Source organism: Vibrio sp. V15_P4S5T153 (assembly GCF_963874485.1).
GTDB lineage: Bacteria > Pseudomonadota > Gammaproteobacteria > Enterobacterales > Vibrionaceae > Vibrio > Vibrio anguillarum.
The window spans coordinates 1491906-1516439 of sequence record NZ_CAWNHR010000011.1; the positions used below are offsets into that span (position 1 = coordinate 1491906).

At 45.1% G+C, this 24534-nt stretch carries 21 protein-coding genes; 3 read left to right on the plus strand and 18 right to left on the minus strand.

Annotation, left to right across the window (positions count from 1 at the left end; translation table 11 throughout):
• Positions 1-9: 9 nt before the first annotated feature.
• The 16 genes from dnaE to rpsB form a co-directional block, all read right to left on the minus strand.
• Positions 10-3489, minus strand: coding sequence for a DNA polymerase III subunit alpha (gene dnaE / locus AACT42_RS08775; RefSeq protein WP_094132465.1), 3480 nt, complete (start codon positions 3487-3489; stop codon positions 10-12).
• Positions 3490-3570: 81 nt separating this feature from the next.
• Positions 3571-4182, minus strand: a complete 612-nt coding sequence (gene rnhB / locus AACT42_RS08780; RefSeq protein ID WP_081245052.1) for a ribonuclease HII — start codon at positions 4180-4182, stop codon at positions 3571-3573.
• Positions 4183-4247: 65 nt separating this feature from the next.
• Positions 4248-5396, minus strand: coding sequence for a lipid-A-disaccharide synthase (gene lpxB, locus AACT42_RS08785; protein ID WP_094132467.1), 1149 nt, complete (start codon positions 5394-5396; stop codon positions 4248-4250).
• Between the two features lie 105 nt (positions 5397-5501).
• The gene (gene lpxA / locus AACT42_RS08790; RefSeq protein ID WP_064625809.1) at positions 5502-6290 is read right to left on the minus strand and encodes an acyl-ACP--UDP-N-acetylglucosamine O-acyltransferase; all 789 of its coding nucleotides are present in this window, start codon (positions 6288-6290) and stop codon (positions 5502-5504) included.
• A 1-nt stretch (position 6291) separates the two neighbouring features.
• Complete coding sequence (gene fabZ, locus AACT42_RS08795) at positions 6292-6723, minus strand: 3-hydroxyacyl-ACP dehydratase FabZ (RefSeq protein ID WP_026027636.1); 432 nt, start codon at positions 6721-6723, stop codon at positions 6292-6294.
• Between the two features lie 116 nt (positions 6724-6839).
• Positions 6840-7871, minus strand: coding sequence for a UDP-3-O-(3-hydroxymyristoyl)glucosamine N-acyltransferase (gene lpxD, locus AACT42_RS08800; RefSeq protein ID WP_094132469.1), 1032 nt, complete (start codon positions 7869-7871; stop codon positions 6840-6842).
• A gap of 7 nt (positions 7872-7878) precedes the next feature.
• Complete coding sequence (locus AACT42_RS08805) at positions 7879-8388, minus strand: OmpH family outer membrane protein (RefSeq protein WP_013856212.1); 510 nt, start codon at positions 8386-8388, stop codon at positions 7879-7881.
• A gap of 15 nt (positions 8389-8403) precedes the next feature.
• Entirely contained in the window at positions 8404-10836 is a 2433-nt protein-coding gene (gene bamA, locus AACT42_RS08810; protein ID WP_094132471.1) for an outer membrane protein assembly factor BamA, read from the minus strand.
• Between the two features lie 48 nt (positions 10837-10884).
• Entirely contained in the window at positions 10885-12243 is a 1359-nt protein-coding gene (gene rseP / locus AACT42_RS08815) for a sigma E protease regulator RseP (protein ID WP_094132473.1), read from the minus strand.
• Positions 12240-13448 carry a 1-deoxy-D-xylulose-5-phosphate reductoisomerase gene (ispC, locus tag AACT42_RS08820; protein ID WP_088732790.1) on the minus strand — a complete coding sequence of 403 codons (1209 nt, stop codon included), beginning with the start codon at positions 13446-13448 and terminating at the stop codon, positions 12240-12242. Before ispC ends, rseP begins: the two co-directional genes overlap by 4 nt.
• A gap of 48 nt (positions 13449-13496) precedes the next feature.
• Positions 13497-14339 (minus strand): phosphatidate cytidylyltransferase, encoded by an 843-nt coding sequence (locus AACT42_RS08825; protein ID WP_013856208.1) that lies wholly within the window; start codon positions 14337-14339, stop codon positions 13497-13499.
• Between the two features lie 13 nt (positions 14340-14352).
• Positions 14353-15108: an isoprenyl transferase gene (locus AACT42_RS08830; RefSeq protein ID WP_094132475.1), complete on the minus strand. Its 756-nt coding sequence runs from the start codon at positions 15106-15108 to the stop codon at positions 14353-14355.
• 95 nt (positions 15109-15203) lie between these two features.
• A complete protein-coding gene (frr, locus tag AACT42_RS08835; protein WP_010320122.1) occupies positions 15204-15761 on the minus strand; it encodes a ribosome recycling factor in 558 nt (185 codons plus the stop codon).
• A gap of 35 nt (positions 15762-15796) precedes the next feature.
• Positions 15797-16528, minus strand: coding sequence for a UMP kinase (gene pyrH / locus AACT42_RS08840; RefSeq protein WP_010320123.1), 732 nt, complete (start codon positions 16526-16528; stop codon positions 15797-15799).
• A 152-nt stretch (positions 16529-16680) separates the two neighbouring features.
• Entirely contained in the window at positions 16681-17526 is an 846-nt protein-coding gene (gene tsf, locus AACT42_RS08845; RefSeq protein WP_013856205.1) for a translation elongation factor Ts, read from the minus strand.
• Between the two features lie 128 nt (positions 17527-17654).
• Positions 17655-18386, minus strand: a complete 732-nt coding sequence (gene rpsB / locus AACT42_RS08850) for a 30S ribosomal protein S2 (protein WP_013856204.1) — start codon at positions 18384-18386, stop codon at positions 17655-17657.
• Positions 18387-18770: 384 nt separating this feature from the next.
• On the opposite strand from rpsB, the gene map reads away from it, so the two are divergent.
• From map to AACT42_RS08865, 3 genes are all read left to right on the plus strand, one after another.
• Positions 18771-19613: a type I methionyl aminopeptidase gene (gene map / locus AACT42_RS08855; protein ID WP_081245045.1), complete on the plus strand. Its 843-nt coding sequence runs from the start codon at positions 18771-18773 to the stop codon at positions 19611-19613.
• A 117-nt stretch (positions 19614-19730) separates the two neighbouring features.
• Positions 19731-22355 (plus strand): bifunctional uridylyltransferase/uridylyl-removing protein GlnD, encoded by a 2625-nt coding sequence (gene glnD / locus AACT42_RS08860; protein WP_094132477.1) that lies wholly within the window; start codon positions 19731-19733, stop codon positions 22353-22355.
• A 128-nt stretch (positions 22356-22483) separates the two neighbouring features.
• The gene (locus AACT42_RS08865) at positions 22484-22867 is read left to right on the plus strand and encodes a DUF3461 family protein (RefSeq protein WP_026027637.1); all 384 of its coding nucleotides are present in this window, start codon (positions 22484-22486) and stop codon (positions 22865-22867) included.
• Between the two features lie 143 nt (positions 22868-23010).
• Here AACT42_RS08865 and pgpA read toward each other — a convergent pair whose 3' ends face one another.
• Positions 23011-23514, minus strand: a complete 504-nt coding sequence (gene pgpA, locus AACT42_RS08870; protein WP_047689286.1) for a phosphatidylglycerophosphatase A — start codon at positions 23512-23514, stop codon at positions 23011-23013.
• Positions 23511-24485: a thiamine-phosphate kinase gene (gene thiL / locus AACT42_RS08875; protein ID WP_026027917.1), complete on the minus strand. Its 975-nt coding sequence runs from the start codon at positions 24483-24485 to the stop codon at positions 23511-23513. The genes pgpA and thiL overlap by 4 nt, the downstream gene beginning before the upstream one ends.
• Positions 24486-24534: the final 49 nt, after the last annotated feature.

Consider the following 24534-nt stretch of genomic DNA (forward strand, 5'->3'; position numbering starts at 1 on the left):
CGCCAAATTTTAGTTAAATTCGAGTTCTACCTGATCTTTGCCAAGTAGCTGTTTCAATTCGTCTAACAATGTATCACTTGGGGTTACACGCCACTGCGTACCAAGAGTGAGTCGCACTCTCGCCTCTGCGCGTTGGTAGTATACATTGACAGGTATAGTCCCTGCTCGGTGAGGCTCTAAGATCTGACTAAAGCGCTCAAAAAACTGGCTGTCTATCTGTGATTGTTCAATCGATATCGACAAGCCACGGGCATATTTTTCACGCGCACTGCCCAAGTCCATGACTTCGCGCGCCGACATTTTAAGGCCACCATTGAAGTCATCAAAGCTGACCTGTCCAGAAATCACTAAAATTCTATCTTTTTCTAACAGCTCTGCATACCGCTCTAACGCATCAGAGAATAACATCACTTCCATACGTCCTGAACGATCATCTAACGTCATGATGCCAATCCGCGTGCCACGCTTGGTGGTCATGACTTTAGCAGCAATCACTAACCCCGCTAAAGTGACGGATTGATCGCGTCGCGTTGGCGTGGCATCTTTTAGTCGACAACTGGTGTACTTCGCAAGTTCCTTAATATGTGCGTTTATTGGATGCCCGGTCAAATAAAGGCCTAATGTATCGCGCTCACCTTCAAGCCAAACTTTCTCAGGCCACTCGGGGACTTGCGTATATTTATGTTCTACTTCTTCTGGCGCATCAGTCAATACACCAAACATATCAACCTGACCAAAGGCTTCAGCTTGGTGGAATTGGCTGGCCGCTTTCACAGCATCATTTAATGAGGCCATCATTGCAGCACGGTGTGGGCCTAAACGATCCAAAGCACCCGCATAAATAAGCTTTTCAATCACACGCTTATTGACTTTTTTCAGATCAATTCTGGCGCAAAAATCAAACAAATCTTTAAAATGGCCGCCTGCTGTGCGCGCTTCTAAAATCGCTTCAATCGGCCCTTCACCCACACCTTTGATCGCGCCAATACCATAGACAATCGCGCCATTTTCATCGACGTTAAAGCGGTACAAGCCGGCGTTAATATCCGGTGGTAACACTTTAAGATTCATACGCAAACATTCATCCACTAAGCCAACCACCTTTTCGGTGTTGTCCATGTCGGCCGTCATTACGGCCGCCATAAATTCGGCTGGGTAGTGGGTTTTTAACCATAAGGTTTGATAAGAAACCAGAGCATAAGCCGCAGAGTGCGATTTATTAAACCCGTAACCGGCGAATTTTTCTACTAAGTCGAAGATTTTCATCGACAATTCGCCATCCACGCCGTTTTTTATCGAACCTTCTTCAAAAATCGCCCGCTGCTTGGCCATCTCTTCTGGCTTTTTCTTACCCATCGCACGGCGCAGCATATCCGCGCCGCCTAATGTGTATCCGGCTAGGACTTGGGCGATCTGCATCACTTGCTCTTGGTACAAGATGATGCCGTAGGTTGGGTCTAGAATTTCTTTTAATGACTCATGTTGCCATTTTTCATCTGGGTAGGAGATCGCCTCTCGGCCATGTTTACGGTCGATAAAGTTATCCACCATCCCAGATTGCAAAGGCCCAGGGCGAAACAGGGCCACTAGTGCAATGATATCTTCGAAGCAGTCTGGCTGGAGACGTTTGATCAGATCTTTCATGCCGCGCGATTCTAACTGGAATACCGCGGTGGTTTCAGAATTTTGCAATACACGAAATGAAACTGGGTCTTCTAACGGGATAGCTTCAATACGAACGGGCTCTTTGCCTTCTCGTTGTAAGCGCGGGTTAATCAGCCCTAGTGCCCAATCGATAATGGTTAAGGTACGTAGACCTAAGAAGTCAAACTTGACTAAGCCTGCGGTTTCAACATCGTTCTTATCAAATTGAGTGACGGGGAAATGCCCTTCAGCATCCGCATAAATCGGCGAAAAGTCGGTAATGGTGGTTGGGGAGATCACCACCCCGCCCGCATGCTTACCGGCGTTACGCGTGCAACCTTCTAGAATTCGGCACTTATCAATCAGCTCTTTGACGTCTTCGTCATTGTTGTACAGCTCAGGTAACGCGGGTTCAGCCTTAAACGCCTTTTCGAGTGTCATTCCTGGATCTAGTGGAATAAGCTTTGAAATGCGGTCGACAAATCCAAACGGATGACCAAGCACGCGTCCCACGTCACGAATGACCGCTTTGGCAGCCATAGTACCAAAGGTGATGATCTGTGATACCGCATCACGACCATACATTTCAGCAACGTGATCAATAACTTGGTCACGTTTATCCATACAGAAATCGACGTCAAAATCGGGCATTGAGACCCGTTCTGGGTTCAAGAAACGTTCGAAAAGTAAATCATATTGTAGTGGATCTAAATCGGTAATTTTGAGCGCATAAGCCACCAATGAACCCGCACCCGATCCGCGCCCCGGTCCCACCGGAATATCGTTATCTTTTGACCACTGGATGAACTCCATCACAATCAAGAAATAACCGGGGAACCCCATGTTATTAATCACTTCGAGCTCTATTTGCAGCCGTTCATCATATTCAGGGCGACGTTGTGCGCGAACATCAGGATCGGGGAACAGAAATTCAAGACGCTCTTCAAGGCCTTCTTGTGATTTCATCACCAAGTATTCGGTTTCTTTCATTCCTTCCGTTGGAAAGGCGGGCAAGAAATATTCCCCCAAACGGACGGTAACATTACACCGTTTGGCAATCTCAACACTGTTTTGCAGCGCTTCAGGAATGTCGGCAAACAGCTCACACATTTCCGCTTCGGTGCGCAAATATTGCTGTGGGCTGTAATTTTTTGGCCGACGAGGATCTTCCATGGTGTAGCCATCATGAATCGCTACTCGAATTTCATGCGCTTCAAAAAACTCTTCGCTGAGAAACACCACTTCATTGGTTGCAACGACGGGCAGATCGTTATTTTCAGCCAATTCTAGAGCAAAGTGCAGATAGCTCTCTTCGTCGGCTCGCCCTGTGCGAGTCAATTCAAGGTAAAAACGATCGACAAAATGAGTTTGATAAAACTCGACACATTTATCGACTAACGCCTGATTACCTTTAAGCAGTGCTTTGCCTATTTCACCACTTTTTCCCCCCGAAAGCACAATCAAGCCTTCGGCATATTTCACTAGCCACGCTTTATCAATCACAGGTAGGTGTTGCACATGACCGCGTAGATAAGCATCGGAGATCAGTAAGGTCAGATTTTTGTAACCAACATTATCACTCGCTAGAACCGTCAGCTTGGTGAGCTCATCACCAAACTCCTCGGATTGCATGACAAAATCTGCACCGATAATCGGCTTTACCCCACAGTTATGAGCGGTACCATAAAATTTGACCAAACCACATAAGTTCGTGAAGTCGGTCAACGCTACGGCAGGCATCCCCATCTCGGCCACTTTTTTCACAAGCGGTGGCACTTTGGACAAGCCATCGATCATAGAAAAGTCGCTGTGGACACGAAGGTGGACAAACTTTGGTTCTGGCATGCAATAAAATCCTAGATGCTAGGTTTGGTACAAGATTTGGCGGTTATTCTACGCGAATCTGCTCGTGGCTGACACCCGCAATTAGTCAATTCCCAGCACGCGTTTCACTGGCTTAAAGCTTTTACGGTGCTCTGCGATGACGCCATGTTGTTCGATCGCGGCAAAATGCGCTTTAGTTGGATAGCCCTTATGTTGAGCAAAGCCAAATTGTGGGTACAATTTATCGAGCGCTTCCATCTCTTTATCGCGTACCACTTTGGCAATGATTGAGGCGGCGCTGATTTGCGCCACACGCATATCACCCTTGACGACTGCGATACCATGCATCGGTAATTGTGGGACACGGTTGCCATCAATTAAAGCCAAATCAGGTTGAATCGCTAGACCTGCAATCGCGCGTTGCATCGCCACCATAGTCGCTTGAAGAATATTAAGCTGATCAATTTCAGCTGGTGAACAGCGGCCAACAGACCAAGCGAGCGCCTTTTGTTGAATTTCAGGAAAAAGCGCTAGGCGTTTTTTTTCTGATAACTTTTTCGAGTCGGCCAAACCTTCAATCGGATTATTCGGATCCAAGATTACCGCGGCAGTCACTACGTCGCCCACTAATGGACCTCGGCCAACTTCATCCACTCCTGCAATCAAAACGTAGCCCTTAGGGTATTCAAAAGGAGTCAGTGTTTGTTCTGCCATCTCGTCTATTTTCCTCTCGTTATTTTTCAATCGCTCTTTTTAATCGTTAATGGTTTGGTTAATGGTTAATGGTTAATCAAGCTTAAAACCGCTTTGGCGGCTTGTTGATCCGCACCTTTGCGGATCCAGTGATGCATTTCAGTAAAACGTTCAATTAAAGAGGAATTATCACGGCTGAGCATGCTATCGACCGCAGGAAACAGATGTTGCGGGTCGCATTCATCAAGAATGAACTCAGGAACCAGTTCTTCTCCGGCTAAAATATTGGGTAGTGAAACAAATTCGGTTATCGCAAGCTTCTGAACCAACCATCCGGTGAGCCAGTTCACTTTGTATCCCACCACCATCGGCCGTTTGAGCAACATACACTCCAGTGCGACCGTGCCAGAGGCAAGCAGTACAGCATCTGCGGCCGTGATGACATTGCGCGCGGTATCTTCAACAATAACAAAATCAAGCTCTGGGGCGATCTCCTGCCAAATGGTTTCAAACTGCTGTTTACGTTTGGGATTGACGGCAGCTACCACAAAACCAATATCAGGGTATTTCTGTTTGATTTGTCGACATGTTTCAATAAATGGCTTGGCAATTAAACCGACTTCTCCCCCTCGGCTACCGGGTAGCACAGCCAGCCACTGTTTATCTGTCTCTAATTTCAACAGTTCACGAGCGGCGATTTTATCGGGTTGCAGTGGAATGGCATCGGCCAGTGTATGGCCGACAAATTCGCACGCAACCTGATACTTGTCGTAAAACGCTTTTTCAAACGGAAGAAATGCCAACACTAGATCGGTCGCCGCATCGATTTTAAAAATACGTTTGGGACGCCATGCCCATACAGATGGGCTCACGTAGTGGACGGTTTTGATGCCCGCTTTTTTGAGATCAAGCTCTAGTCGTAAATTAAAATCTGGTGCATCAATACCAACAAACACATCCGGCGGATTGGCTTTAAAATACTTCACCAACTGCGCTTTAACTTTTAGTAAACGCGGTAAGCGGCCAAGCACCTCAACCAGACCCATCACGGCTAGCTCTTCCATATCAAATAAAGATTCACAACCTTGAGCAATCATCTTAGGGCCACCAATACCGACAAATTGTGCATTGGGGTATTGCTGCTTGATGGCTTGAATGAAGCCTTCTCCTAATGTATCGCCAGAAAGCTCTCCGGCAACAATACCGATTCTTAGGGGATTTTCATGTGAGTGCATATCGTTTCCTAACAGAATCCGCTCAGCCGTTATGCGGCGTCAAAAAGACAAAAGATCGCTAAACAAGTAGCGATCTTCGGATATTAATCAAAATTCAGTGGCGAACTAACGAATAATGCCACGCTCAGTTTTTTCTAGTAAATCAGTAAAACGCTGAATCGATGGGTACTCTTTCGCCATCTCAACCAATATAGGTAAGACCTCTGCTTGCGTTTTACCTGATCGGTAAATCTCTTTATACGCTTTTTGTAGCGCGCGAATTTCGGCTTTTTCAAAACCATTTCGCTTCAAACCAACAAGGTTAAGGCCAAATGGTGAAGCATGGTTACCTTGTGCTAACACGTAAGCAGGGACATCTTGCACAACAGCAGAACAACCACCGATATAGGCATAAGCACCAACACTACAGAAAGGATGAATCGCCGACAACGCCATAACACCCGCATAGTCACCGACCGTCACATGGCCGCCAAGAATTGCGTTGTTACCAATGTGCGTATGATTACCAACAATCACATCGTGTGCAATATGGGCATTCACACACAATAGGTTGTCGTTGCCAACAACTGTTTGTGTTTTATCTTGCATAGTACCACGGTGAATTTGCACCGCTTCACGAATAACATTGCGATCACCAATGACGACTCGTGTATCTTCACCACCATACTTCTTATCTTGGTTCTCTTCGCCAATGACGGCGTGAGGGAAAATACGGTTATCTTCACCAATGACGGTGTTTCCTTTGATGACCACATGTGACATCACTTCCGTACCTTGGCCAATGCTTACCCCAGAGGTGATGTAAGTAAATGGACCAACAGTGACGTTAGCTCCGATGATAGCGCCATCTTCAACCACCGCACTTGGGTGGATTTGTGCAGTTTCATGAATCATATTAAAACTCTCTACGAGCACATTTCATTTCAGCTGAACACACAACCTCACCATCAACTTTCGCTACGCCATTAAATAACGCAATACCACGACGCTCTTTAATGAACTGCACTTCGATGATCAGTTGGTCACCAGGGCCTACAGGTTTACGAAACTTCGCATTATCAATACTAGCAAAGTAATACAATTCGTTATCTTTCGGTGCACCAAAGGTTTTGAATGCTAGCAGGCCCGTTGCTTGTGCCATTGCTTCTAAAATCAGTACACCTGGAAAAATAGGTAACTGCGGAAAATGACCAGTGAACTGAGGTTCATTAACTGACACATTTTTCAAGCCAACAAGGTATTTGCCTTCTTCAAAGTCAATTACACGGTCAATCAACAGAAATGGGTAACGGTGAGGAAGCAGCCTCTGAATTTCAGTGATGTGCATCGTTTTCGTTTCAGTCGTCAAAGTCATATTCCTATACAGTAAAACTTTCAAAAATTATTTGGCATTATAGACGAAAAAGACTCGCAATTGGCGAGCCTAATCGGGAAAAAGTAGAATTAGGATTCCGCTTCCTGCTCTAAGTACTTTTCAAGTGCTTTAAGTCGCTTGTGCATATCTTCGATACGGTGAACGCGAGCGGCAGTTTTACGCCATTCTTTGTTCGGTTGCAACGGAATACCAGAAGAGAACATGCCTTTCTCGGTGATGCTACGCATCACCATCCCCATGCCAGTAATAGTGACCCCATCGACAATCTCGATATGGCCATTGATCACCGCACCGCCACCAATAATGCAATATTTACCTATGTGGGTGCTACCAGCAATGATGGTACCGCCAGCAATTGCAGTGCCATAGCCAATACAGACGTTATGTGCAATCTGTAATTGGTTATCGAGAATGACGTTATCTTCAATAATCGTGTCATCTAATGCGCCACGATCAATTGTCGTGCAGGCACCGATTTCAACTCGATTACCGATCCGGACTGTGCCAATTTGCGGAATTTTAATCCACTCACCTTTCTCATTGGCATAGCCAAAACCATCAGAACCAATCACGGCACCTGACTGAATAAGGCACGCCGAGCCAATTTCCACTTCGTGGTAAATGCTGACATTTGCCCACAACTGGGTGTTAGCGCCAATTTTGGCGTTTTTACCGATGAAACAGCCAGCACCAATGGAGACGTTATCGCCCAGCTGCACGCCCGTCTCAATGACCGCGTTTGCACCAATAGAAACGTTCTGCCCTAGCTGGGCATCCGGTGCAACAACCGCAGAAGAGCTGATATCACTCGCAGGTCGCGGTGTCGTGTCCAGCGCTTGCGCCACCTTTGCAAAAGCAACGTATGGATCAGCGACGACCAATACATTGGTTGTACACAATTCACGTTCACTAGCCTTGACCATAATCACCGTTGCGCGGCATTGACCAAGGTGTTTGTTATATTTGGGATTAGAGAGGAAAGTTACGTAACCTTCCTGCGCCTTATCCATAGGTGCGACAGCGGAAACTGTCGCAGAGCCATCACCAAACAGCTCTCCCCCGGTGATGGTTGCCAATTCGGCTAAAGTCAGTTTTGCCATAATAATATTATTTTAGTTGTTTAATTACTTTCTCTGATAGGTTGTAGTCCGGCTTACCATATTGCATAGCTTGCACGTCAACAACGATGTCATAACCTTCTTTTTCCGCAACTTTCTTCACAGCGTCTTGAATCACCATGAAGAGTTTTTGCTTCTCTTCACTCTCACGACGCGCTGAGGCTTGCTCTAACGCTTGCGCTTTGATTTTGTACTTGCTGTCTAATTGACCAATTTCAATACGCAGCTTCTCGATCTCATCTTGACCTAGCAGTTCGCCATCACGTTTAAGTTTTTCAATTTTGGTTTTTGCTTCAGCTTGAATTGACTGTAGCTCTGCCCCTTTATCTTTAAACTCTTCTTGTAATTTTTGCAGCACAACTTCTCGTTGAGGTAATGCTTGGAATACTTGCGCGGTATTAATGTAACCTACTTTCTGCGCCGCCTCAGCGGCTTGCGCAAAAAATGATGAACTCAGTACAACTAGGCCCAATCCTGCCGCTTGAATCGCTTTTTTCAAAATACTTTCCTCTAATTAGAATGTTCTGCCGATCGTGAAAGTGAAGAACTCTTCATTATCACCTTCATAAATTTTAATAGGTTTGGCAATTGAAAATACCAATGGCCCCATAGGTGACATCCACTGTAGTGCCGCACCATAAGAGGAACGGTAATTCATTGGATCTGAGTAATCGTAATAATACTGATCACCATAACCGAGTTTCACATCTTTGTAATCGAACTCTGTATCCCAAACGCTGGCCATATCGAAGAAGATGCTGGTGCGAATTTGGCTACGAGTTTCATCAGAGGCAAATGGCGTCGGTACAATCAGCTCTACACTGGCTAGCGCGACCGCGTTACCACCGACAGAGTCATCTGTTGCACTATAGCAGCGGTTGTTGCCACCATTATTGCCATTACAGCCTGTCGCATCGTTATAAATCGCTTTCGGTCCAGCCGAGTTAGATCCAAAACCACGCAAAGTGGTAAAGCCACCTGCATAATAGTTTTCATAGAATGGGAACAAGTTATCGTTACCATCCGTTTTCCCGTAACCATTACCATACCCTAAGCGTCCTCTTAGCAAGAGTGAAAACTCATGTTTTTTGGTTAATGGGAAATACTGGCGAACATCGTACTGCGCTTTGAAATACTTTACGTCTGAACCCGGCACGGTCATCTTGTAGAAAGCGCGTTGGTGATTCCCCGCCGTTGGGAAAATGGTTCGGTTTAAATTATTGCGCGTCCATGAGATGTTGACGTCAAAGTCATTGGTGATCAAACTGCCATCATCGCTACGATTACTCGCTTGAGACTGTAAGAATTGACTAACTTGCACATACTCATCGATATTACCGATCTTGTTGTGCGTGTAACCGATACCGAGGTCAAAACGGTTTAATTCGTCAAATGGGAAACCCCACGTTAAACTTGTGCCGTAGCTTTCATTGGTATAATCAACAATACCAGCTTCAGAAGCCTCAAATTGGTTATAGAAAATCTTACCACCCAAACTGACACCATCAAGGTTCCAGTAGGGATCACGGTAATCTAAACTGATGTTCTTTTGATAGTCGTTCATCATGGCATTGATGCCAACTCGATTACCTGAACCAATGAAGTTGTCTTGTTGTAAACCAACCTGAAAACTCACGCCTGATTCTGTACCATACCCGACACCAAAGTTAACACTACCTGAGTTGGCCTCTTTCACGTTGTACACCAGATCGACTTGATCTTCACTGCCAGGTACACGTACGGTTTGCACATCCACTGTTTCAAAGAAGCCAAGACGGTTCAAACGGCTCTTACCTGTATCAATCGCTTTAGAGCTCAGCCAACTGCCTTCCATTTGACGCATTTCGCGGCGCAAAACTTCATCTTTGGTTGAGTTATTACCGACAAAGCGAATATCACGGACATAGATACGCTTACCCGCTTCCACATGAACAACCAAGGAAACTTCTTGCGTTTCATCATTAAATTCTGGGATGGTTCGAACTTGAGGATAAGCATAGCCAGCTTCACCCAATACTCGTTTTACATCTTCTTCAAGCTTGGTCACCAGTGAGCCGTTATAGGTTTCCTCGGCTTCAAACGGGATCAAAGCGGTAAATTCAGCCTCTTTGCCAATCAGCTCTCCGCGGAATTTAACGTCTTTGATTTTATAAGGCTGACCTTCGCTAATGCCTAAAGTGATATAAACGCCTTTTTTATCAGGAGAAATAGCAACTTGCGTGGAATCGACTTGAAACTTTAAGTAGCCACGGTCGAGGTAGAAAGAGCGCAAAGCTTCAATATCAGCGGCTAAGACCTGCTTTTGGTATTTATCATCAGAGAGGAAATTCCACCACGCAACATCGACATTCAAATTGAAGCGTGACAGTAAATCTTGGTCACTAAACACTTCATTGCCAATAAAGTTGATTTGCTGGATTTTCGCAGAAACCCCTTCACTGAACACAAATTTAAGGTCAGCACGGTTGCGAGGTAAAGGTGTCACCACCGCTTTTACGGTCGCGTTGTACTTACCCACGCTGTAGTAAAAATCTTCCAACCCCTTTTCAATGTTGCTCAAGGTCGTACGATCGAGCGCTTCACCGATGCGGATATTGGATGCATCAAGATTCTGCTGCAACTGCTCTTCTTTGATCGCTTTATTTCCAGAGAAGGAAACACTTGCAATGGTTGGACGTTCTTTAACCTGAACGATCAGAACGTTGTTGTCTCGTAATACTTTGATGTCTTCAAAGTTGCCCGAAGTGTAAAGTGCTTTGATAATATCCGCGACATCTTGTGCATCAACGGTATCACCAATTCGAACGGGCATTTTAAGCAATGCAGCGCCGAGCGCAACGCGTTGAAGCCCTTCAATTTGAATATCCTGCACTACGAAATTCTCGGCACTATGTGCTGAGAGGCTGGTTGCCAATAGTGTCGCGAAAAGGATCTGTTTCATTGCCATATTTATTCTTGTTATTCCTTGCTACAACTTCTGCCTAATGGTTACAAATCACAGGCGACTAAAATCATTAAATATTGCCACAGCCATCAAAGAAAAGATGATCGCCCCACCAATTCGGTATCCCATTTCTTGAATCTTCTCTGGGACAGGACGACGAATAACGGCTTCAATTGCAAAAAACAGTAAGTGTCCGCCATCTAACATTGGCAGTGGTACTAGATTGATAATGCCTAAGTTGACACTAATCAGAGCCAGAAAACCCAAGAAATAGACCAAACCATAGTCAGCGGTAGTTCCAGCTCCTTTGGCAATCGAAATTGGCCCACTCAGATTATTCAACCCCACATCACCGACCACCAGTTTTTTCAACATACTGACGGTTAGGTTGATCACTTGCTGTGTTTTTTCAACCGCTTTTCCGACTGATTCAAATACACCATATTGCAGCTCAAATCGATAACTTTCCGGCCATTCTGCGACTTTAGGAGCGATTCCCGCAAAACCTATCGTTTTGCCTTGCGGTAACTCACGAACGTCAGGCGTAAGCTCGATAGTCAAGCGTTGTTCATCACGCACAACAACCAATGAAACTGGCTGATTGGGATGGCTTTGTATCAACTCCACAACTTGCTGCCAATGGTTTATCTTCGCACCGTTGGCTTCGATCAAGGTGTCGCCAACTTCTAACCCGGCCTTCTCTCCGGCGCTGCCTTGAGAAACATTGGTTAGCGTCAGCGATATTTCAGGGACAAATGGTTTAAAACCCAACGCTCCCATAGCAGACTCTGTTTCTGGGTTAAAGTTCCAAGAACGGATATCTAATGTTTTGATTTCATCCACACCAATTTCATTATTGGTTCCGACGGTGAGCGTTAATTGTTCATCACCAATATGGCTAATCAGCCCCATATTGACCGATTCCCAATCTAAGGTATTCACTCCTGAGACTGCTTTGATCTGCATTCCTGACTCTAAACCCGCTTGAGCGGCGATTGATTGCGGGGCAATTTCGCCAATCACAGGTTTTACCGCTGGGACACCAATTAAGAACACGAGCCAATAGGCAAAAATGGCGAAGAAAAAGTTAAAAGCAGGCCCAGCACTCACGACAGCGGCACGTTTCCATAATGGTTTTTGGTCAAAAGCTAAGGGTTTTAATTCAGCTGGAACATCATCAACACGGCTATCGAGCATTTTAACGTAGCCGCCGAGAGGAATAATTGAGAGGTTGTACTCGGTGCCATCTTTGGCTATTCGGCTCCAAAGTGATTTACCAAAGCCAATGGAAAATTTTTCGACTTTAATTCCGCAGCGACGTGCTACCCAAAAATGGCCAAATTCATGCACAGCAACCAATATACCTAACGCAATGATGAAAGAGACGAAATTCCACAAAATACCACTCATAATAAATGCTCTTGTATGATTTGCTGGGCAATAGTGCGCGCCATTCTATCGAGCTCTAACAAGCTTTCCAAGTCATAGCAATGTAACTGAGTATGTGCTGCACACACTTTTGACAATACACGTTCATTAACTTGTGCGATATCGGTAAAACGAATTTGCTTATTTAAAAAAGCTTCAACGGCTATTTCGTTGGCTGCATTTAAAGAGGTGGTGGCATGTTGCCCTTGATAGCAAGCATCAATCGCCAGTCCCAAACAAGGATAACGCTCGTAGTCCACATCCATAAAACTCAAATTACTTAATTTGGTAAAATCCAGTGCCGGAACACCCGCAGTAATGCGTTCTGGATAAGAGAGAGTTAAAGCAATTGGCGTGGACATATCGGGTTCCCCCATTTGCGCAAGCACCGAACCATCGCGGTACTGCACCATAGAGTGGATCACCGATTGTGGGTGGATTAACACTTTTAATTGCTGTTTCGATGCATTAAACAACCACTTAGCTTCAATATATTCCAAACCTTTGTTCATCATGGTAGCGGAATCAACCGAAATTTTCGGCCCCATCGACCAGTTAGGATGAGCAATCGCTTGCTGTGGTGAAACATCAGCTAACGAGGATAAATCACTATAGCGAAAAGGGCCGCCAGAACCCGTGAGCAGAATATGTTGCACACCATGTTCTTGTAAATCACAGCGACCCAAAGAGCCTTGAATTTCAGGGGGTAAGCATTGAAAAATCGCGTTATGTTCGCTATCGACAGGGAGCAATTCCGCACCGTGTTTTTCGACCGCATCAATAAACAACTGGCCAGACATCACCAAGGCTTCTTTGTTTGCCAACAAAACACGCTTGCCCGCCTTTACCGCGGCCATGGTTGGTAACAAACCTGCTGCACCAACAATCGCCGCCATCACCGTATCCACCTCATCTAATGCGGCGACGTGGCACATGGCGTCTTCACCAAATAATACGGTTGTTTTTAAGTTCAGTGACTGCAATTGAGCTAAAAGCTCATCCGCCGCCTTTTGGTTTGCCATTACCGCATAAACTGGCTGCCAACGCTGGCATAGCTCACGCATTTTATTGACATTATTTCCCGCGGCTAAAGCCACAACGGAAAAGTGTTCGGGATTTTGAGCCACGACTTTTAATGTGCTTGCCCCAATTGAACCTGTGGCCCCGAGAATCGTTAACTTACGCATAGCAACAACCGTGAATTAAGATTGGGGTAAGACAGCTTAACCCAAGCATTAGAAAATGAAATACAGTAGAGCAAAAACAGGAAATGCAGCCGTCAGGCTATCGATACGATCCAAAACGCCACCATGCCCAGGAATAATATTACTGCTGTCTTTAATTCCTGAAACGCGCTTAAACATACTTTCGACCAGATCACCGAGCACAGAGATAATCACAGTCGCTAATGTAATACCGACCATCGACAGCGTGTTTGTAAACCGGATATCAAACCAATCAGCAGTAAACCACGCCACAATCAATGCCGTAATAATGCCACCAATCAACCCTTCAATGGTTTTATTTGGACTGACTGCTGGTGCCATTTTGTGCTTACCAAAACTTTTGCCCGCAAAATAAGCGCCACTGTCTGCAGCCCAAACAATTAAGCAGACAAATAGCACCAACTTAGCACCGTGGTATGGCTCACTCAAAAAGGCTTCTGCGCGTAAAAAAAGGACGCTCCAGAAGAAAGGAAGTAGCGTAAGCACACCAAAGAGGTGCCTAAGTAGATTAGACTTTTCCCACCATGGGCGGGATTTAGGATAGGTAATAGCTAAAAAGCTAGAAAACAGCCACCAAGCCACCCCAATACTTAATATCACATAGTGATTCGAGTTCATGCTGGCTAGGCTAACTGCATCAGGGGAAATCAGTAGGTAACTTGCTCCACCAATAATAATGGCTGGCAACAGCGCCAGATACCTAGATGTCGAATCGATAAACTGCGTCCATTCCCATACACCGACGAGCGCCACAAGGGCCAAAACGGCCATAAATAGGGGGAGTGGCAGTTCAAAAATGCCCAGCATCACCAGTGGAGCTAATATGAGCGCCGTGATAATTCGTTGCTTCAAACTAATGGATCCTTTATTTCTGTTCCATCAATGCCTTAACCTGTTCCCCTGTGCAGCCAAAACGGCGTTCACGGTTAACAAACCAAGTCACTGCTTCAATTAAACTTTCTTCACCAAACTCAGGCCAGTAAATCGGCGTAAAGTACATCTCTGCATAGGCCAATTGCCACAACATAAAATTACTAATACGACATTCACCGCTGGTACGAATGAGCAAATCCACTTCAGGAATATCAGACATCGTTAGCGACTGTGTAATCAACGTCTCGTCAATCTGATCAGGAGAAAGCTCACCGTTCGCCACTTTGACCGCGATAGAGCGCATTGCTTCTGTGATATCCCATTTTCCGCCATAGTTTGCGGCGATATTAACGACCATGCCACTGTTTGATGAGGTTAACTCTTCTGCCTGAGCGATTTTTGTTTGTAAGCGTGAGCTAAAACGTGTTTTATCACCAATGACTCTAAGACGCAGATTGTTCTTATGCAGCTTTTTTACTTCTGTGGATAGCACAGTAATAAATAACTCCATCAACACGCCCACTTCAGCTTCCGGACGCCGCCAATTTTCACTGCTAAAGGCAAACAAAGTAACGGCTTTAATACCCAATTTCGCTGCAGTAGAAATCGTTCTTCGGACCGCTGCTACACCATTCTTATGACCAAATACACGAGGTTTACCTTGTGCTTTAGCCCAACGGCCATTTCCGTCCATAATGATTGCGATGTGTTGGGGTAATACATCAGATGAGAGGGATGAGTTTTGCATAAGAAATTAATTGATTACCAAACTGATAGGGCAAAATAGCATAAAAAAACGCTGCACTGTGAGCACAGCGTTTTAGAAAGGCTAAAAAGAGCGAATTAAACTTCCATTAACTCTTTTTCTTTTGCAGCAAGAACTTCATCAATTCTCTTAATCGCTACATCGGTAAGTTTTTGAATCTCTTCTTGAGCTTTATGATCTTCGTCTTCAGAGATTTCTTTATCTTTCAGTAGAGCTTTTAAGTCGCCATTGGCATCACGACGAATGTTGCGAACTGCAACGCGACCACCTTCGGCTTCACCACGAACAATTTTCACCAAATTACGACGACGTTCTTCGGTCAGTGGTGGTAGTGGTACACGAATAACCGTACCTGCAGACATTGGGTTTAGACCCAAATCAGACATCAAAATCGCTTTTTCAACTTTTGGCGTCAACTCTTTATCAAAAACAGTGATCGCGAGAGTACGTGCATCTTCAGCTACAACGTTAGCGATTTGATTCAGCGGTGTCGAAGCACCATAGTAATCGACAGAAATGCCGGAGAGTAAACTTGGGTGAGCGCGACCGGTACGTACCTTAGAAAGGTTGTTTTTCAGGGCATCTACGCTCTTATCCATACGCTCTTGAGCGTCTTTCTTGATTTCGTTAATCACAAATATCACCTACTTGTTTTTTTGTTTTGGAGTGATTAGTCAGCGGTGCTAATTAGTGTACCTTCCGCTTCACCCATTACCACGCGACGTAGTGCGCCCGGTTTGTTCATATTAAATACGCGGATTGGCATTTTATGGTCACGCGCTAGCGTAAACGCGGCCAAGTCCATCACTTTTAGCTCTTTTTCAAGCACGGTTGTATAAGACAGCTTATCATACAGTTCTGCGTCTGGGTTTGCCACTGGGTCTGCACTAAATACGCCATCTACTTTTGTCGCTTTTAGAACCACATCCGCTTCAATTTCAATACCGCGCAAACAGGCAGCAGAATCAGTTGTAAAGAATGGGTTACCAGTACCCGCTGAGAAGATCACAACACGGCCTTGACGTAGTTGGCTGATAGCATCGGCCCAATTGTAATCGTCACACACACCTTTAAGAGGAATGGCAGACATCACGCGCGCATTCACATAAGCACGGTGCAAAGCATCACGCATTGCCAAACCATTCATTACGGTTGCCAGCATTCCCATGTGGTCGCCCACAACACGGTTCATGCCCGCTTCAGCAAGACCTGCGCCACGGAATAAGTTACCGCCGCCGATGACAACACCCACTTGAACACCCAGTTCAACCAGTTCTTTTACTTCCTGTGCCATGCGATCTAACACCGCAGGATCAATACCAAAACCTTCTTCGCCTTGTAGCGCTTCACCGCTAAGTTTTAACAGGATACGTTGATAGGCTGGTTTAGGGTTCGTAGTCATGGAGCTTACCTTCCAAATAGAGAGTTGTTAATTAACAGTCATGATTTAAAACTGAATACTGAATTCTAAATCATCACAATTAGTCTCAATATGCCATTCGTAAAAAGACCGCAGCCTTGGCTACGGTCTCTTTTTAGGCAAAATCGCTAGGATTAACCTTTTTGAACCATTGCAACTTCTTCAGCGAAGCTAAGTTCTTGAGCTTTCTCAATACCTTCACCAACTTCTAGACGTACGAAGTTAGTAACGGTTGCGCCTTTAGCTTTCAGCATTGCGCCAACAGTTTGAGAAGGATCCATGATGAACGCTTGACCAGTAAGTGATACTTCACCTGTGAACTTAGTCATGCGGCCTTCAACCATTTTCTCAGCAATTGCTGCTGGCTTGCCAGATTGCATTGCGATTTCGATTTGGATTTCACGCTCTTTAGCCACAACTTCTGCTGGTACATCTTCAGGGTTCACGTACTCAGGTTTTGCAGCAGCAACGTGCATTGCTACGTGTTTGATGGTCTCTTCATCCGCTTCACCAGCAACCACAACACCGATACGGTCGCCATGGCGGTATGAACCTACTTTAGCGCCTTCGATGTAATGAACGCGACGGATAGTGATGTTTTCACCAATTTTAGCAACAAGAGCAATACGCGCTTCTTCAAATTTAGCTTGAAGTGCTGCGATATCTAGACGCTCAGCAAGTGCAACCGCTAGAACTTCGTTAGCGAACGCTAGGAAGCTTGAGTCTTTTGCTACGAAGTCAGTTTGGCAGTTCACTTCTAGAAGTGCTGCAAAACCATCAGCTTCTTTAATTAGGATAGTACCTTCAGCTGCGATGTTACCTGCTTTTTTCGCTGCTTTAGCTGCGCCGCTTTTGCGCATGTTTTCAATTGCTAGTTCGATGTCAGCGTTTGCTTCTACAAGCGCTTTTTTACATTCCATCATACCTGCGCCAGTACGCTCGCGCAGTTCTTTTACTAGAGCAGCAGTTACAGTTGCCATTCTCTATTCCTCAGTTGATTCTGGTGGTAAAAATCAGGGGCCGATTGTTTGGCCCCTGATGCTAACTATAACTTGTTCAATGCATCAATCGTGTGACACATATAATCAAGTGTGACTCAGAGCCGCTATTATTCTGCTTCTACGAAACCGTCTTTTGCAGCAGCAAGTGCAGCTGCATCTTTGTTACGACCTTCGTTAACCGTTTCTGCAACAGCATTTAGGTAAAGCTGGATTGCACGGATTGCGTCGTCGTTACCAGGGATAATGTAGTCAACGCCATCTGGGTTAGAGTTAGTATCAACAACAGCGTAAACTGGGATACCTAGGTTGTTTGCTTCTTTAACTGCAATGTGCTCGTGATCTGCATCGATAACGAATAGTGCGTCAGGTAGACCGCCCATATCTTTGATACCACCAAGAGATTTCTCTAGCTTCTCCATTTCACGAGTACGCATTAGAGCTTCTTTCTTAGTTAGCTTATCAAAAGTGCCATCTGTTGCTTGAATTTCAAGCTCTTTTAGACGCTTAATTGACTGACGAACAGTTTTCCAGTTAGTTAGCATGCCGCCCAACCAGCGGTTGTTAACGTAGAATTGGTTGCTTGCGATAGCCGCTTCTTTAACAGCTTCAGATGCTGCGCGTTTAGTACCAACGAAAAGAACTTTACCTTTTTTCTCGCCAACTTTTTGTAGCTCAGCTAGAGCTTCGTTGAACATAGGAACAGTTTTTTCTAAGTTGATGATGTGAACACGGCTACGAGCACCAAAAATGAATGGCTTCATTTTTGGGTTCCAGTAACGAGTCTGGTGACCGAAGTGAACACCAGCTTTTAGCATGTCGCGCATTGATACAGTTGCCATTTAAAAATCCTCTATGGGGTTAGGCCTCCACATTCCCCATGTATCCGACCCCTAACATCTATTCGGTTGTTGCCGATAGTTTTATTGTTGGAGCACCCCGGAACACGTGTCGGAATGTGTGTGATTTAAAGATAATGTGTTTAGAAAGGAAGGTGGGCTTCGTCATTTCAGAAGAAAACGCACTTCGATTCCGGCGCGCTTTATACCATATTTAGCCCTTCTCTGGCTAGAAAAAAATACGACACATCATGGCTTAGGTAAGCTGTAGTTATGCAAACAATTCTTACTTACCGACAGGGATCCCTTGCGATTCATCCATGCACTGCTAGAATAACGCCCATTCGCACAGTTAAGTGCTTAAGAATTAATGCATAGAGAAAGCCGATGTCTGTAAAAATCAAAACTGCTGAAGAAATAGCCAAAATGCGCGTCGCGGGTAAACTGGCTGCCGATGTCCTTGAGATGATTGAACCGCATGTAAAAGTGGGCATCACCACTGAAGAACTTGACCAGATCTGCCACAAGTACATCACTGAAGTACAGCAAGCTATTCCAGCACCATTGAATTACCACGGTTTTCCTAAATCGATCTGTACCTCTATCAATCACATTGTTTGTCACGGTATTCCGGCAACTCAAGATACGCAGTATGGGCAATTACAGCGTCCAGCGGTACTGAAAGAGGGTGATATTCTGAACATTGATATCACGGTTATTAAAGATGGCTACCACGGTGATACCTCAAAGATGTTCTTTGTCGGTGAAGTGTCGCCAGCAGATAAGCGCCTATGTCTTGTTGCGCAAGAGTGTCTTTATATCGGCATGAAGAAGGTCAAACCCGGAGTTCAATTGGGTGAGATTGGTACTGCGATCGAAAAACACATTAAAACCAATAATAAAAATAACCCACGCCTTAAATTTTCGATTGTGAAAGATTATTGCGGCCACGGTATTGGCGCTCAATTTCATGAAGAACCACAAGTGGTTCACTATAAAAACAGCGACAGAACCGTACTGCGTGAAGGGATGATTTTCACTATCGAGCCAATGATTAATGCGGGTAAATTTGGTTGCCGCCTTGATGATGAAGACAATTGGACGGTTTACACCGCCGATGGCAAAAACTCAGCGCAGTGGGAACACACCATTTTGGTTACCGCCACTGGCTGTGAAGTGCTGACGCTGCGTGAAGAAGAAACCATTCCACGTCTGATGCATAACGCCTAATTACATCGAACCAAAACCTTATCAATTAATATCCCTCTTGCAGGGATATTTTTTTATCTGCAGTGATTTGATACAGTCAGTCTACGTTGTGACATATCACTAGCATGGATTGCCGTTATGCCTTTTCAGTCTCCCCTCACCTTTACTGACACACAACTCACTATCGGCGAGCTTAAACAACAACTTGAACAGTTCACTCAGTATCAGAAACATCAATTTTTGCACCACCATCCGGTCAACGACCTGGTACTAGGCCGCTCTGAATATATGGACCAACTGCTCTACAGGTTATGGGAACATTATTCATTTTCGCAGGTTCCAGACATCAGTTTAGTGGCCGTCGGAGGCTATGGCCGCGGTGAACTTCATCCTCTTTCGGATATCGATATTCTGGTCGTCTCCAATCATACTTTACCCGCTGAACTCGGCAGTAAAATTAGTGAATTTATTACCCTGCTGTGGGATTTGCGTTTAGAAGTAGGCCATGCCGTGCGTACCGTGCAACAGTGCGCTGAAATTGGCCGTGAAGATTTAACCGTCGCAACAAACTTACAAGAAGCTCGGCTATTATGTGGTAGCGAAGAGACATTTTATAAACTCAAGATGTTGATTCATTCCGAATCGTTTTGGCCAAGCGAAACCTTTTACCGCGCCAAAATTCAAGAGCAGCGCGACCGACACGCTCGTTACCATGACACCACTTATAACCTTGAACCCGATATCAAATCGACTCCTGGAGGCTTGAGGGACATTCATACTTTAAGCTGGGTCGCTAGACGTCACTTTGGTGCAACATCACTGTTTGAAATGAGTCGTTTTGGTTTTTTAACTGATGCTGAATATCGTGAGCTAGTAGAGTGCCAAGACTTTTTATGGCGCGTGCGCTTTGCGCTGCACATTGAATTAAAACGCTATGACAATCGGCTTATTTTTGCTCATCAAGCTCAAGTGGCAGAACATCTGGGCTTTACGGGTGAAGGGAATCGCGCAGTCGAGATGATGATGAAAGAGTTCTACCGTACGCTACGTCGTGTTGCAGAACTCAACAAAATGCTCCTGCGTCTGTTTGATCAAGCCATACTCAATAACGGCGAAGAAGCCGTGGCAGAAATTTTAGATGATGATTTTCAACGTCGTGGCAACTTAATAGAAGCTCGTAAACCCGCGCTTTTCCAAGCTCGCCCTGAAACGATCTTAGATATGTTTATTCATATCGCCAATGATTCCAGCATCGAAAGTGTCGCACCCACAACCATGCGCCAGTTGCGTACAGCCAGAAGGCGGCTCAATAAATTCCTGCACACCATTCCCGAAGCGCGTGAAAAATTCATGGCATTGGTACGTCACCCTAACGCACTACATCGTGCGTTCAGCCTGATGCATAAATTAGGCGTGCTCGCCGCTTATCTTCCCCAATGGAGCCAAATTGTTGGACAAATGCAGTTCGACCTATTCCATGTTTATACGGTTGATGAACACAGCATTCGTCTTCTCAAACACATCAATACCTTTAGCTACGCACAAAATCACGATAAACACCCCATCTGTTGCGAAGTTTACCCACGCCTCCAGAAAAAGGAGATGCTGATTCTGGCCGCTATTTTTCACGACATTGCCAAAGGGCGTGGCGGCGATCACTCTGAAATCGGTGCGGTAGAAGCCTATGATTTTTGTATTGAACACGGTTTATCAAAACCTGAAGCAAAATTAGTTTCTTGGCTGGTACAAAACCACCTCTTGATGTCGGTAACGGCGCAAAGACGCGACATTTACGACCCTGATGTCATTACCGAATTTGCCAAAAAAGTGCGCGATGAAGAGTATCTCGAACATCTTGTTTGCCTGACTGTCGCGGACATCTGCGCTACTAACCCTGAGCTTTGGAACAGTTGGAAACGCACCTTGCTGGCAGAGCTATATCACTCAACACAGCGGGCACTTAGGCGTGGGCTTGAAAACCCGGTAGATGTGCGCGATCGCATTCGCCACAACCAACAAATGGCATCCGCATTGCTTCGTAAAGAAGGCTACAGCGCACGTGAAATTGAAGTGCTTTGGCAGCGCTTTAAAGCCGATTACTTTTTGCGTCACACTCACAAGCAGATCGCTTGGCATTGTGAGCACCTACTCAAACATAGCGACCCAAGCCAACCGCTGATCCTGATGAGCAAAAAAGCCACTCGTGGCGGCACTGAATTGTTTGTTTACACTAAAGATCAACCCGCCCTCTTTGCGACTGTAGTTGCTGAACTGGACCGTCGAAATCTCAATGTTCATGATGCGCAGATCATGTCGAGTAAAGATGGCTACGTCCTTGATACCTTCATGATACTGGATCAAAACGGCCATGCAATTGACGAAGAGTGTCACCCATCCTTGATCAAACACCTACTCAGTGGGCTAGAAACGGGTTGGCAGAACAAACTGAAATTGCGCCGCACGCCACGTAACTTGCAACATTTTAAAGTCAAAACTAAAGTCGATTTTTTACCCACCAAAAGCAATAAACGAACCTTAATGGAATTAGTCGCACTTGATACTCCTGGGCTACTGGCAACGGTCGGAGCCACATTTGCTGACTTAAACATTAACCTGCATGGTGCAAAAATCACCACCATTGGCGAACGAGCAGAAGACTTGTTTATTCTCACTGGTTCACAAGGCGGAAAATTGAGTGAAGAAGAAGAGTGCACGTTACGTGAAATGCTGATTAAAAATGTTTCTGAACTCGCGCCAAATTAAACAGAAAAGGAAAGCGATCTGGTCCACAACTTGAACCATTGATATCACGATGAACTATCTCGGGCGAGCATGGACTGCTACATTGAAATGGTTCATTGATGTGTCACAAAATACAATAGAGGTTGCCTATGTATCCCTACCTCACCGGTTTAGGCATTCAAGATCCTAAACAGATTGAGCGCTATTCACTTCGTCAAGAAGCCCATAAAGATGTGTTGAAGATTTACTTTCATAAGCAGAAAGGCGAGCTGTTCGCTAAAAGCGTGAAATTTAAATACCCTCGACAAGTAAAAAATGTATTGGTCGATAGCGGCAGCCATCAATACAAAGAGGTGACAGAGATTAACCGTAATTTAACCTTGGTGATTGATGAACTAAATAAAATCACTAAGCCGGTTCCTATGAGTGATCTCGATCTGAAGCAAAAAATATTGACTGACTTGCGCCATTTGGAAAAAGTGGTCACGAGCAAAATCGCTGAAATTGAAGCTGACTTAGAGAAGCTAAAATAGTCTCAAGACGGTAAAATAACTTTAGATACCCAAAGCATCGAATAACCCTGTTTCAGATAACTCTTCACTGACAAAAAAGGTTCCCAAAGGAACCTTTTTATTACTAAGTATAAGCCGTCAATCAATATTGAACGCTGACCATGTTATAACCAACCCGCCCAAAAGCCGACCCAATACAGCGCAATCGCGGATACAACACCTGCCACGATATCATCGAGCATAATCCCCAAACCACCATGCACTCGTTTATCTAACCAACTAATCGGCCACGGTTTGAGCATATCGAAAAAGCGAAACAGCACGAATCCAGCCACCAGCCATTTCCAATCTAAACTGGGCAATTCAAACAGTGGCACGACTAGCATTGTTATCCAAAAACCGGCAAATTCATCCCACACAATCGAACCGTGGTCATGCACTTTCATGTCGTCAGAAGTCACTTGGCAAATTTTCACGCCCACCAAGCAAGCCAGCACAACCACGGCACAATACACTGTGATAGGTAGCTGTACTAACAGCAAATAAAAAGGCACTGAGGCAAGCGTTCCCATTGTGCCGGGCACGATAGGCGATAGGCCACTGCCAAAACCCGTGGCCAAAAGATGCCAAGGGTTCTTTAATGAGATTAATGCGATAGGGTTTGTCATCCGTTCACCTTAAAATGATCATAGCCGCTTAACTGCCAATTGAGTTTTTTGCCTTGATGCTGGAGCTCGAAAATACCCTGCGGGCGAATTTGGCCAATGCAACTCACCTTACAACCACAATGAGCAAGCGCACTTTCGATGGAACCTCGGTTATGCTCTGGAACAGTGAAACACAACTCATACTCTTCACCGCTGGTTAGTGCATATTGCTGGGCTATTTGTCTCTCGCCCACAAACTGCAACAGCTCTTGCGAAATAGGCAACGCACCGACATCCAAACTCACCCCAACATTTGAACGATGCAAAATATGCTTGAGATCAGACACCAAACCATCGGAAATATCAATTGCAGAAGAAGCCAAATGAAGCAATGCTTGGCCAGCAAGAATTCTTGGCGTTGAGAGATAGTGACGCTTTTCAAGCTCTTGGGCAAAAGGTTTATGGCGTAAGCTTGGGTCAAGAATCACATCGAGCCCTGCTTGGCTATCACCGAGTTCACCAGTGACGTAAACCCAATCTCCCACTTTGGCTCCACTGCGCAGCAGCGCCAATTCTTGTGGCACAAAACCTTGTACTGTCAAGGTAATGCTCAGTGGTCCTTTGGTTGTATCTCCACCAATTAGCTGAATATTGTAGTAATTCGCAAGTTCGAAAAAAGCATCACAAAAGGGTTTTAGCCATGCTTCATCGACACTGGGTAGAGTGAGTGCGAGCGATACCCAAGCAGGCGTTGCCCCCATCGCAGCCAAATCACTGATGTTAGATGACAATGCTTTATGAGCCACCCAAGCCGGATTCGCATCGGTTAAAAAATGAGTGCCTGCGACTAAGGTGTCGGTACTGATGGCGATCCGAACATTTTCTGGTGCTTTGACCAATGCACAATCATCTCCTAGAGCAAGAGAGACATCTTTACGTTGTGACTGACGGTTAGAGAAATAGGTATCGATTAAATTGAATTCACCGAACATAAAAAATTCCCTGCCCTGAGTTTTTATTATGTACATCATTTCTCATCGC